The sequence below is a fragment of the Bifidobacterium sp. M0399 genome, assembly GCF_016100595.1.
Classification (GTDB): Bacteria; Actinomycetota; Actinomycetes; order Actinomycetales; family Bifidobacteriaceae; genus Bombiscardovia; species Bombiscardovia polysaccharolytica.
This window is the reverse complement of the sequence record NZ_JACFSD010000004.1, coordinates 126,995-139,698: the sequence shown is the minus strand read 5'-3', so window position 1 is coordinate 139,698 and position 12,704 is coordinate 126,995. Positions and strand designations below refer to the sequence as shown.

General features: G+C 58.5%; 10 protein-coding genes. 5 read left to right on the top strand and 5 right to left on the bottom strand.

The annotated features are described in order from the left end of the window. Positions 1-114 precede the first annotated feature (114 nt). The 5 genes from H3V09_RS08785 to H3V09_RS08765 all read left to right on the top strand — a co-directional run bounded on the left by H3V09_RS08785 (position 115) and on the right by H3V09_RS08765 (position 4,241). A complete protein-coding gene (locus tag H3V09_RS08785) occupies positions 115-258 on the top strand; it encodes a hypothetical protein (protein ID WP_015021173.1) in 144 nt (47 codons plus the stop codon). Beyond that, positions 259-615: a hypothetical protein gene (locus H3V09_RS08780; protein WP_033511708.1), complete on the top strand. Its 357-nt coding sequence runs from the start codon at positions 259-261 to the stop codon at positions 613-615. It abuts the gene before it with no gap. Positions 616-1,102: 487 nt separating this feature from the next. Beyond that, on the top strand, positions 1,103-3,130 hold the full coding sequence (locus H3V09_RS08775; protein WP_198191691.1) for a bacteriocin-associated integral membrane family protein: 2,028 nt from the start codon (positions 1,103-1,105) through the stop codon (positions 3,128-3,130). A 25-nt stretch (positions 3,131-3,155) separates the two neighbouring features. Next, positions 3,156-3,827, top strand: a complete 672-nt coding sequence (locus tag H3V09_RS08770) for an ATP-binding cassette domain-containing protein (RefSeq protein ID WP_015021170.1) — start codon at positions 3,156-3,158, stop codon at positions 3,825-3,827. A 27-nt stretch (positions 3,828-3,854) separates the two neighbouring features. Then, on the top strand, positions 3,855-4,241 hold the full coding sequence (locus H3V09_RS08765; RefSeq protein WP_144178548.1) for a replication protein RepA: 387 nt from the start codon (positions 3,855-3,857) through the stop codon (positions 4,239-4,241). Between the two features lie 269 nt (positions 4,242-4,510). Here H3V09_RS08765 and ilvA read toward each other — a convergent pair whose 3' ends face one another. The 5 genes from ilvA to H3V09_RS08740 form a co-directional block, all read right to left on the bottom strand. After that, complete coding sequence (gene ilvA, locus H3V09_RS08760) at positions 4,511-5,776, bottom strand: threonine ammonia-lyase (RefSeq protein ID WP_110424712.1); 1,266 nt, start codon at positions 5,774-5,776, stop codon at positions 4,511-4,513. A 461-nt stretch (positions 5,777-6,237) separates the two neighbouring features. Continuing rightward, positions 6,238-8,703 (bottom strand): bifunctional alpha,alpha-trehalose-phosphate synthase (UDP-forming)/trehalose-phosphatase, encoded by a 2,466-nt coding sequence (locus H3V09_RS08755; protein WP_052733228.1) that lies wholly within the window; start codon positions 8,701-8,703, stop codon positions 6,238-6,240. A gap of 162 nt (positions 8,704-8,865) precedes the next feature. Continuing rightward, positions 8,866-10,776 (bottom strand): glycoside hydrolase family 13 protein, encoded by a 1,911-nt coding sequence (locus H3V09_RS08750; RefSeq protein ID WP_198191690.1) that lies wholly within the window; start codon positions 10,774-10,776, stop codon positions 8,866-8,868. 88 nt (positions 10,777-10,864) lie between these two features. Continuing rightward, entirely contained in the window at positions 10,865-11,764 is a 900-nt protein-coding gene (locus tag H3V09_RS08745; protein ID WP_232339551.1) for a carbohydrate ABC transporter permease, read from the bottom strand. A gap of 1 nt (position 11,765) precedes the next feature. Continuing rightward, positions 11,766-12,704 carry a carbohydrate ABC transporter permease gene (locus H3V09_RS08740; protein WP_198191696.1) on the bottom strand — a complete coding sequence of 313 codons (939 nt, stop codon included), beginning with the start codon at positions 12,702-12,704 and terminating at the stop codon, positions 11,766-11,768.

Genomic DNA, 12,704 nt, shown 5'->3' with positions numbered 1-12,704 from the left:
CCCGACCTATTAACAACCACCCAACACGCTTACAGCCACAAGGCCAAACCCCCAACATAAACAACGCGTTTAGTTCCTATAGCCCGCAATCGCTGCTGGACGAAACGAGGAGACATGGACAAAAACCCGAACCAGAGCAACGAGGAGGACCTGAGTGCACGACTGTGCGAGACGAGGCAGGTGCTCGAGGAGCTCAGGAACTACCAGGGCGCGCAGATACAGCTGGTCACCAGCCGCCAGGTGAACCTCAGGGAGTAGTTGGAGACGATAACCTCCACGATGGAACAGGTCAACCAGATGCTGTTGACCAGCTTGCAGCGACTAGAGGACTCAGGCAACAGGCAGAGCGAAGCCTCAAGGAAGGTCATCCTCTTTGGCTACAAGGCGTTCGAGGAGAACGTGGAGCAAACGGCGAGCAGGCACGAAACACAGCTCAGAAAGATGCACGACGAGCAGCGGTACGTGAACGATCGACTCTTGAGGCTGCAGAGCAAGCAGAACAGCGGGCTCGACTCGCTCGCCCACGACGTCACACGACACCTCGACGAGGCACTGGTCTCACTCGATAGACAGGCCAGCGAGCAGATCAGACGGATGAGCAACCGGCTCGGCTGACATCAGACCCGCAACTGGCTGACCGCCACCATCCCCACCAGTGTCATCACCAGCGACATTCTCTACATGATTCCGCACTGCATCCACTAAACATCCCATGCTCATGGTGTGAGTGTAACCAAGCAAACTGGTCTTTTATGTGTTGTTCGAATTCCGGCAGGGGTATTGTTCCAAGAGTGGTGGCGTCATCGTACCAGTTCGGATTTCCACATCGGTGTCAGTGACATGAGAGCAGTCTCAATGTGTGAGAGGCCGGAATGAGTTAGCTGTGTTTATGGCGTAGAATAGTTAGCGGTAGGACGTTTTCGCCTCATATTTGCTTTCAAAGGAGAAGACTATGAGGAAGTTTGGGAAAGTTGTTGCTTCATGAATGGCAGCTCCTGCCTTGTCGGCCGGCATGTGTCTGCTCTTTGTTTTGGGTGGGTGAGGTGATTTGCGAATTCACTGGATTCAACGGTTGACGATTTGGGCTTCCTTGATTCTCACCATGGTGGTGACATTCGAGATGCTTATCACTATCGACCAGGAGCTTCCTGCAGGTACTGGTACCTCTTTCACCGTCGAGAGGGTTGATACCGCGACGAAGGCGGATGCTGTGCGTGCGATTGCTCAAGCTTCAAAAACTTTGGGGATTAATGTATTCAAGATCCAACCTTCATTTCGTGATTCAATGAAGTCTCGTGTTCTCGTGGCCTTTGTGGGCGACCAAGAGTCTTTTCAACGAAATGGAGGGTACGATTATCCTTCCTTTTCAACGCGTGACCAGTCAACGAAAGTAGTTTCTTTTGAAGAGATTACCACCCAGGACTTGCGCGGAAGCTATGCGACCAATGCGGATAGGTCGCATATGGAACAGCTCGCCAAGGCTTTGTCACGTTCCCGGATAGTGGTTGACGAATCACAAAGCCTCTGGTCACGAGGCTTCTGGATAGCTGCGATGATATACGCGTTAGGGAGGGGTGGCCTTTGGGCGGGAGTCGTTATCATCGCCATCACATTGGTGGTTTCCACCGCGTATTCCCTGTCCAGGAACAGGAAGATACATGCGATCAAGGCGATGCACGGTTATACCAGCGGAAGGATACTCGTCGGCGAGCTGGCGTCACTGCTCGCCACACTCGCCGTGGGATTGGTGACAATTACCTTAGTGGGATTACCTTTCCTCTGGTTTATCAATAACTTCCACCAGATTTGGCGACTCCTTCGAGCGCTGTTTGTCGCCGTGGCTGTATTGACAGCATATCTTGTCTTCCTAGCGTTGGCTTTAGGTGGTGCCAGTGCATTCCGCGATCGAATACCCGCCGTTCTCAACGGAGAGGGCAACGAACTCCGTGATGGCATTATTGCGGGTTTTGCCCAGTTCATAGTAGTGGCTGTTCTCTTTGGCACCATCAGCGGTTCTCTGAATAGAATCAGCGCGGTACAGAGCACCAGCCGGTCCTTGGCACAGTGGTCTCGCATCTCGGATCAATATGTCCTGAGGTTTTCAATCAACACCACACAGGAGGATATGCTCCGGGCAGCGCCTCCCCTGATGAAAGTGATCGAGGATCTTGACGGCAGGGGGAAGGCGATGTTGGTCGGGTATAATGGTGACTCCGTTCGTCCCGCTGATGGGAACAATGATCCTTACGAACCGGACGGATCCGATTCGATGATAGTGAGCCCGAACTATCTTGACAAACAATCCATTGCCGGACTTGATGGGAAACCGGTTAAAGTGGTTGGAAGAGATATCGGGGCTTTCACACTCCTGGTGCCTTCATCATATAAAGGGGACCCCGGAGCCTTATTGAAGAAATATGCCGAATATTTCAAGACACAGTGCCAACTGGGTGTTACCCAGAAACAGAAACCATATTCCTGCAACCCTCACGGCGTCCTGGTCCGCACACGTTCGGGCCAAGACATATCTCTCTTCTCGGGGACCCAGTTCATGCCTGCGGAAGATCAGCAGAGGCTGTCTTTGAAAGATCCAGTGGTAGCCGTCACATCCCCATCGTCAGGGTTGATCAGCCCCATGGTATACCTGTCATACACATCAAGCGATAGTGTATTGTTCTCTGATCCGGAACTCTTGCAAAGCAAGCTGGACCATTATGGAATCTCCGGATACTTCCAGGGTATTGACAACGCCAAAGACTCGGTGGCGTATACGTTGTCATTATCCAGGAACGAGCAACGCGGGGACATTATAGCCATATCGTTCGGTCTGGCCGCTGCCATGATGGCCATCCTTGTGTGCTCGGCCGCGTATTGCGCAAGACGACGCAGGCTCTCCTTCGTCCAATTCATCCATGGATACGGGTTTTTCAGAAGACATGGAGGCTTCCTTATCATGCAGAACACCGGGGTGCTGCTGACCCTCATAGCAGTCGGCATGATCGGCTCGATGAACAAGGTTGCGGATCTGGTGGCTGGAACATTGCTCTTCGCCGGATCCAGCCTCATCATGGCCATTACCGTATCGGCATACGAATCAAGGTTCCGTGCCGACGACATCAAACGCCCGTGAATCCGCGGTGCGGAGGGAGATGCATATGACAGACGCAGGCATGCAGCCGACATTGAAAGTCGAAGGACTTACCAAGAGATTTGCAGAACACACCTTATGGTCGAGACTGTCCTTCGACGCTGGACCCGGTTCCATAATCGCAGTGAGCGGACCGTCCGGCGCAGGCAAGACGACCCTGCTCAACTGCGTCGGCTTGTTGGAGGACTTCGATGAAGGATCGGTCACTTACAACGAAGGGACATTCCGTTCCGGTTATTTACACAAGAGCAGGAAGGGACAGCGAGTGTGTCTTCGCGAAAACATAGGATTTCTATTCCAGAACTATGGTCTTGTCGAACAGTGGAACGTATCGCGTAACCTGCAGATTCCCCTCAAAATGAAGAAGCGCGAGCATCGCAAGGAACGGGACGAACGAATCGACAGCGTACTTGACATCGTCGGGATGAAAGGTTCACAGAAGAAAAAGATTTACACCCTATCGGGCGGGGAACAACAAAGAATCGCCCTCGCAAGGCTCCTGCTCAAACAGCCGAGTGTCATTCTTGCAGACGAGCCGACATCTGCGCTAGATCAAGACAACGCTAACGTCGTAATACGTATACTGTGCGAACTTGCCCAACAAGGTGCCGCCGTCATCATCTCAACGCACAATGAAGAAATAAAGCAAATCTGTTCGTCGATTATCGAAATAGGCTGATATACCCACGTCCTCCAACCGCAGACCGTGACGACCCTGGGGAAGGGCATCACCCACATCTGGCCGTACGGGAAGAAGGCCAGGTTGCTCATGGTGTGGATAAGCACCCAAGTCGTGCGCCAGAAGAAGCACAAGACCAGCCGCGTCATCATGCTTCCCTTCACGCTGCGGCAGCTGATGGAAGACCTGGGCATCCAACGCAAGCCCCGTAAAACCGATTACGAGAACTTCAAACGCCAGATCAGCGCCCTGTCCTACTCCGACATCTACGCATGGCTGTCGAGCGCATATACGCTCTCAACCATTCACACGCCTACCAGACCCCGCTCATCACCTGAAAATCGCTCCAGAACCAGATGGGCTCGAACTATGCCGAAACACGAAACTTCGTCACTAGATTCAAACAGTCGCTGAAACATGTAGCCGCTCTCTGGAACGCGGCCCTGGCCGACGCCGGCGCAAAGGGCAGGCTTCATTACAGCATCGAGAAAGGCGGAGTCCGCCTGCGACGAGACGAAAGACAGCGCAAGGATCGCCATAGTTGGGCCATACAAGAATCTGTCGGGCCCATCAGCCAAGTTCAGCATTGGCGACAGCCAGTCTGACTGTTCTATCGGCCATCATCCTTATCGCGGAACCTGGAAAGATGGATACCGGGCCCCGGGCCGATTGGGAAACCATGCTCAGTAGTTCTGATGGACCTGGAAGCCGTGGCTGCGCAAGGTGTCCAGAATCTGGGTGATGTGATCGGGGCCGTTGGTCTCCACAGTCACCTCCAAGAGCACGCCGTTGTCATAGTGGCCGGAGGATTTGAACTGGTCGTGGTTGAGCTCGATCACGTTGGCACGCAAATCGGCCAGGACCGTGGCCACCTTGACCAGCTGGCCGGGAACATCGGGCAACTCCACCCCGAACTGCATGATGCGCCCGCGGGAGATCATCCCCCGCTGGATGACCGCACCCATGGTGACCGTATCGATATTGCCACCCGAGATGATGGGGACGATCACATGCGGACCCGGGGCCGATCGGAAGACATCGGATTGTAGATCCAACTGACCCAGTGCTGCCAGGGAGACGGCACCAGCCGCCTCGACCACCAGTTTGTGCTTCTCGAGCATGAATAAGATCATTTCGGAGATGTCGCTTTCAGTCACCTGGACCAGATCATCCATATAGCGGCTGAGCAGAGCATAGTTCAGATCGCCGGGACGTCTGACGGCTACGCCCTCGGCAGCCGTACGCATCTGATCTGCTGCGACCACATGACCAGCTGTCAGAGATTCACGCCAGGCCGGAGATCCGACCGGGGTGGCTCCGATGACTCTGACGTCTGGCTTGAAGGTCTTTACGGCGAGCGCCACGCCGGCGCCCAGCCCGCCCCCACCCAGGGGAACCACGATATCGGTGACATCGGGCACGTCCTGAAGAATCTCCATGGCGATGGTTCCCTGACCGCAGACGACCTCGTAGTCGTCAAAAGGCGGGACGAAGGTCATGCCGCGATCACGTGCCAGACCCAAGGCGTAATCGGAACTTTCGTCGAAGACCTCGCCCTGCAGGACAACCTCGGCGCCATAGGCCCGAGTGGCATCGACCTTGAGGGGCGGCGTGATTCGGGGCATGACAATCGTGGCCTTCGCGCCACGGCTGCGTGCGGCAAAAGCCACCCCCTGGGCATGATTGCCAGCGGAAGCGGTGACGATGCCGCGGTCGAGCTCGTCCTGATTCAGCGAGGCCACCTTGTTGTAAGCTCCGCGAATCTTGAAGGATCCGGTCAGCTGCAGATTCTCCGGCTTGAGCAGAACGCGATGGCCTATCCGAGCACCCAGATCATCGGATTCCTCGATAAGGGTATGACGGGCCACACCTTCCAGACGTTGGGCGGCTTTGCGCAGATCAGCGGCATGATCGGACTCAAGACAGGCAGTGATTGTTGAAGTATCCATGCTCCAAGTATGGTCGGCCGGGCCCGACCAATGGGGTCAGCCGTCAACATGGTGGACACCTAAACATACTGAAAAACCAAAATATGTGAGCAATCGAACGTTTGGGCACCCGAGGACCGGACAGGCATGAGAGCGGATCTGAAACAACCAGAAACAACTAGACCGACAACCAAGCAAGCAATAAATGAATCAGTTCCGACAGACAGATTGGTACGCCGATGCGACCGAGTCGGGCAAACAAGTGGACATGATGGATGAACAAAAAGTCCGTCTGCAGCCAATAGTTGCCGACAGCCCTCACCAGTCCGCCACCAACAGACAACGGTCGCAACCGACCGCCAATGGTCTTCCGTCTGTGGTCGCCACAAGCCGTCACCGGTGGGCGGCAATTGCCAACAGCCCGCCCGTGAACTTGACGGACTTCACGAGCAGTCACCGGCGACGGCCGGTGGCCGTCTGCCTTACTTGTCGTCTGTGAGCTGGGCATGTGCCTCGTCGACCACGGTATGGTCGTCGCGGAAGTCATGGGAGGCCACGGGCTCATTGGAGCCACGGGCCACACCGGCACCCAGGTCGGCCAGCAGCAGAGTGACCGCGGTCGGATCGTTGACCCGCAGCCGTGCCTTGGTCTGGCCGGGCCCGACCTTGATGGTCCAGCCCTTATCGGGCATGACGGCGAACATGGTCTCGTCGGTGTCATCGTCGCCCAAGGCCATCATGAAGTCGTAGTCACCGCTGTTGACGAAGGGCAGGATGGCCTGGCCCTTGCTGGTGGCTACGGGGGTGACCTCGACGACCTTGGAATTCTCCATGATCATCAGTCCTAGGCCGACTACTACGCCGCGCAGACGACGGAGCAGATCCTGACGCTCATGGTCGGCCACCTGGGCATCGCTCATCCGGTAGTGCCAGGCCACCGCATCGGACTTGCTCTCCACGAAGGAGTTGGGGACCCTGGTGGCCGACTCATCCATGATGGGCCGGATCACCTTCTGCCAGGTATCGGAGTCGGGCAGGCCCTTCGCCCGCTGCCACTCGTCCGAGTCGCTGCCGGGCAGGTTACGGTTCCAGGCGCCATGCTCGGCAATCAGCCCCACCGGCAGGTCGCCGAACCAGTCCTGCATGATCTGATGGCTGCGGCCGGAGACCAGCAGGAAATCCACATCAGGATTGCTCCCCACCTGGGTCAGCAGACGGCGGAGGGCCTGGGTGGGCTTGGCCCGCTCAGGACGGCGAACCAGCGGGGTCAGCGTTCCGTCATAATCACACAGGACCAGACGACGATGGGCGCCGTCCCACTGACGAACGATGGCGTTGTGGTGATCCATACGCAGCCTCCTATCGGTCATGCCCGGAGCAGACACCTGCCGCAGGGAGTCGAGGAACGAGGTGCACCAGTTGGCTGCAGTGCGCACCTTGAGTCGGGCCTGCATGCGGATGTTGCGCTGCCTGGACTCCTCGGGGGTGATTTCCAGGGCGTTGTGCAGGGCCTCGCAGACCATGTCGATATCGTAGGGATTGACGATGAAGGCATCGGTCAGCTCGTCGGCAGCCCCGCACATGTCCGACAGGACCAGGGTGCCGTCGCGTCCGTCATGGCAGGCCAGGTACTCCTTGGCCACGAGGTTCATCCCATCGCGCAGGGGGGTGACCAGGGCTACGTCGCCGGCCGTGTAGATGCCGCAGACAGGCTTGATGGACAGGGAGCGGGTGATGTAGTGGATGGGGGTCCAGGCCAGCAGGGAGTAGCGGCCGTTGATCTCCCCCACCAGCTGGTCCACCTGGGCCTTGAGCCGCTGATAGGACTCGACGACCTCACGCGAGGGGGTGGCCAGCAGGTAGTAGGTGACATGGCCCACCCACTCAGGGTACTTGTCCAGCATGCGGCCGAAGGCCTGAAGCCGCTCGGGCAGACCCTTGGTGTAGTCCAGCCGGTCCACCGAAACGATGACCTTGTTGGAGCGGCTGCCCACCGAGGAAGCCGCCTGCTTGGCCAGCGTGGACTCGGGGATGTCCTTCTCCATGTAGTGGCTCCACCAGTTGGCGTCCGATGTGGCGGCTTCGTTGGCCGCCACGCCCTCGGCAGTCACCGAGGTGCGGTAGCGATGACGGGGAGACTTGCCGCAGACCTCGTCGATTCCTCGACGCATGGCCCGGGCCAGGCCGGAGTGGGCGGTACGCCGGTAGAGGTTGTAGTCGATGCCGATGGGGAAGGCATCGATGGCTGCGCGGTGGCCGTCAGGCATCTCGACCACACCGTCCCGGTTGACCGGCAGTTCTGGCAGCAGCCTGTGCAGCGAGGCCAGGAAGCTGGCGGAGAAGTCCACGGTATGGAAGCCGATCAGGTTTGCGCCCAGGACGCCCTCCAGTATCTCGCGGCTCCAAGGCAGGGAGCGGAAGATCTCGGCGCTGGGGAAGGGTACGTGCAGGAACCAGCCGATGGAGGCATCAGGGTAACGTTCGCGCAACATCTTGGGCAGGAGCATCAGGTGGTAGTCCTGGACCCAGATGGTGTCGCCCTTGCGGATGAGCGGCTCCACCACCTGTGCGAAGCGCATGTTGACCTTGCGGTACATCTCCCAGTCCTCCTGGCGGAAGACGGCCTCATGCGAGAAGTCATGGAAGAGCGGCCAGAGGGTGTTGTTGGAGAATCCGGCATAGTATCCATTCAGCTCCTCCTTGCTCAGGAAGATAGGAATGCACCGGCTCTCCCGGTAGGCCTGACGGATGCGGTCCAGCTCCTTTTCCGAGTACTTTTGCGGATCGATGCCGCTCCAGCCGATCCAGAGGCTGTCCTTATGGGAACGGTGGTAGGGGCCGATGGCCGTGGCCAGTCCCCCCACGTTCTGTCGCAAGGTGTAAGAGCCGTCCTCCTGTGCCTGCAAGGACATGGGCAAACGGTTGGAGACGATGATCAGACGAGACATGCAACCCGCTTTCTTTTCCCGTCCGCGCCGGAATCGTCGGGATTGACCACAGCGCGAACCCATCGCCCCGGGACCCGCGGACCCGACCGGTCCGCACAGGCCCATCAGGGCATCGCTGACTTCCACTCTAGCCTGGAAAGCGTGCCGACGGCGGGGTTTTCCTCAGAGTCGGTAGACGAAGCCCTCCCAGGGGGAGAGGCGGCCGGTCAGCAGGGAGCTGGCGGTTTGCTCCGGTCTGTAGGTTGATATGAGGATCCGATCGGGGTCCACCGCTCCGAGAGCCATGGAGGTCAATCCGGTTTGATCCAGGCCCAGAAGTGCGGCGGTTTCAGGCGGCAGTGAGGCCGGGCGGCTGCTCAGATTGACCACAACCAGCAGGCGCTGACAGGGCAGGGCATCCAGCACGCTGGCAGCCTCGGGTCCCGACTTGGGCTCGGGCGCCTGGTCCAGGGAACGGGTGAATGAGTAAATCTGGTCCGCATCCGGATCCAGAAGGGTGAAGTCGCCGGCCGCCACGACCGGATTGGTATGACGCAGGCGGATCAGCTCCCGGTAGAAGGCCAGGACCGAGTCCGGGTCACGCAGCTCGGTCTTGGCGTTGACCTTATCCCTATTGGGATTGACGGCCAGCCAGGGCTCCTTGGGGGCGTATGGAGCCGTGAAGCCGGCGAACTTGGTGGAGTCCCACTGCATGGGGGTGCGGGCGTTGTCGCGGCTCATATAGGCCAGGGCGGCCATCATGGACTCCGGATCCTGCTCGTGCGCCTGATCGACCCGCTGATGGTAGAGGTTGATGGACTCCAGATCCTGGTACTGGTTGAGGCTGGTGAAGCCGGCATTGGTCATGCCCAGCTCCTCGCCCTGATAGATGTAGGGGGTCCCCCGGTGCATGTGCAGGAGGAGCCCCAGGGCCTTGGCCGAACGCGAGCGCAGCTCCTCACTGGAGGTGTCGCCCCAGCGGGAGACGATCCTGGGCTGGTCGTGGTTGTCGAAGTAGAGGCTGGCCCATCCGGCCTTGGCCACAGCCTGTTGCTGCTCGTCCATGGCAGCCTTGAGCCGGGGAACTCGGAAGGGACGGATGTCCCACTTGCTGTCCCCGGTGTCAACCTCGGTCTGGGTGAAGAGGAAGAGCATGTCCAGCTCGTGGTTGGCCGGGTCGGTGATCTGCCCGCTGCGGGCAGGCGCCAGACTGGGAGCCTCTCCGACGGTCAGATAGCCCTGCCGACCCTGGAAGACCTGGCTGCGCATCTGCCTGAGGAATTCATCCAGCCTGGGACCATCCACACAGAAAGGCACCGAGGATGAATAACCCTCGGGCCCAACGGGACCGTCAGCGATGGCCGATCCATCCTCGCCGGGAAGGCGGCCCTCGGAGTCGACAGTCTTGGAAATCATGACGATCACATCCATACGGAACCCGTCGATGCCCCGGTCCATCCACCAGTTCATCATGTCGAAGACGGCCTGCCGGACCTGGGGGTTCTCCCAGTTGAGGTCGGGCTGCTTCTTGGAGAACAGGTGCAGGTAGTATTCGCCGCGCTGCGGATCGTATTGCCAGACGGAGCCTCCAAAGTAGGACCCCCATTTGTTGGGCTCTGCGCCAGGGGTGCCGGGTTCGTGGCCGGCCTTGGCGGGCCGCCACCAGTACCAGTCGGCGTGCGGGTCCTCCCTGTTGCGGGAGGCCTGGAACCAGGCGTGCTCATCCGAGGTGTGGTTGACCACCAGGTCCATGACCACCTTGATCCCCCGCCGGTGGGCCTGGTCCAGAAGCTCGTCCATATCGTCCATGGTGCCGAAGATGGGGTCGATGTCCTGATAATCGGCGATGTCGTAGCCGTTGTCGTCCTGGGGGGACTTGTAGACCGGGCTCAGCCAGATCACGTCCACACCCAGATCCGCCAGGTAGTCCAGCCGCTGTGTGATGCCCGGCAGATCGCCAAAGCCGTCGCCGTTGGTGTCCTGGAAGGACCGCGGATAAATTTGGTAGACCACCGCGTTGGCCCACCAGGGATTAGGGGTGGCTCCGTTGGTCCGTACCTGGTCGGGCAGCTGCATGCGTTCTTCCTGGGTCATGGTCCTCCTCACGAAGATTGGATTCCTGGGACTTCCTTGTTCTGTGACCTCTACTATAGGCTGACCAGAACTGCCTGTCCTGGCAGGGCTACTTGACAGCTCCTCTCATGACGCCGCTGATGACCCACTTCTGTGCGAACAAGTAAACGATCAGGATGGGCGCCAGGGCCATCAGGTAGCTGGAGAATGCCATCGGGTAGTTGGTGGCGAACTGGGAGCTGAAGACATATTGCGCCAGTGGGATGGTCTGGCTGGTCTGATCCGTCAGGACAATCAGCGGCATGAGGAAATCGTTCCAGGCCCAGAGGGCCGTGGTGATGGCGATGGTCGCATTGATCGGCCCCATCAGAGGGAAGATGATGGTCCAGAATATCCTCCAGGTGCCTGCGCCATCCAGGCGGGCGGCCTCCTCAAGAGCGGTGGGGATGGATCGGATGAACCCCGTGGCGATGAAGAGGTTGGTGCCCAGGCCCAACACCACGTAAAGCAGGATCAGACCGGGTACGTTGTCCAAGTGCCAGCTGCCGAACTGCTTGGCGATGGGAAGCATGACCACGGGGAAGGGGACGAACATGGCCGCGATGAAGAAGTAGTAGAGGAAGCGGAAGAAGCGCTTGTCCATATTCCTGGCCACGGCATAGGCCACGAAGGTGTTGGTCAGCAGGGTGAGTGCCACTGCGCAGACCGTGACGATGGCCGAATTCAGCGCAGCCTTGGGATAGTTGACCTTGTTCCAGGCATCGGCGAAATTGTGCCACTGCCAGGAGGAAGGCAGGCTGAAGGTTCCGGCCTCCGCAGGAGTCTTCAGAGCCGTGACCACGGTGAAATAGAGCGGCACAAGAATCGTCAGGGAGAGGACGGCCACAGTGGCCGTCAGCCACCAGTTGACCCTTTTGAGGCGCGATCCCGTAAATCCCCAATGCCGCCTTCCACTTATTCCTGTTGATTGTTCAGATGTCTGCGGTTGCATAAGCGCTGTCTGTGCCATCTCAAATCTTCTCCCCTCTTCTGGAAATGCCCAGCTGGATAAACGCGATCACAGCCAGGACGATGAAGAACATGACCGCATTGGCCGTCTGATAGGCGTACTCGCCTCCGGTAAGGCCGCCCTTGTATATGAGATAGGTGACTGTTTCTGTCTTGGAGTCAGGTCCTCCTGCGGTCAAGGCCACCACCTGATCGAAGGTGTTGAAGGCATTCTTCAGGGTCAGCACCAGATTGATTGTGAAGAATGGGCCAATCAAGGGGAAGGTGATCCTCCAGAATTTCTGCCACTCGTTGGCGCCATCGATGGATGCGGCCTCATAGACCTCCGAGTCGATGGTCTGCAGACCCGCCAGATAGATCAGGGTTGAATAGGCCACTGCCTGCCAGACCGAGAGGAAGACGATAGGGACCCATGCATAGTGCTCGCTGGTCAGCAGGGACTGGGAGAGCCAGCCGATGCCCAGAGCCTTCCCCAGAGCCGGCAGGGGCGTCATGAAGATGTACTTGAAGACATAGCCGATGACCAGAACCGAGAGCGTATAGGGGATGAAATAGATGACCCGGAACCCGTTCTTGAAGGCGATCTTTCCATTCAGTGCCACCGAGATGAACAGGGCGATGAAGTTGACCAACAGGGTGATCAGAATGGCGATCAGCAGCGTGAACAGGTAAGCGTGGCCCACACGGCCGTCACGGAAGAGGGCTCCGTAATTCTTGAAGCCGATCCATGAGAAGCGCCCGTATCCCTGGGAATTCGTGAAGGAGCAGGCCACACCCTGGAGGAAGGGCACATAGAGGAAGAGCGTGAAGATAAGTGCCGCAGGGACCGCCATCCAGTAGAAGGCGCGGTCCACTTTGCGATTGGAGAACTTTGAAGGCCGTTTTCCGGCCTTGGCTGTTACGTCAGCGGTACGGATGCCGACGACCTTGGATTGTGCCAT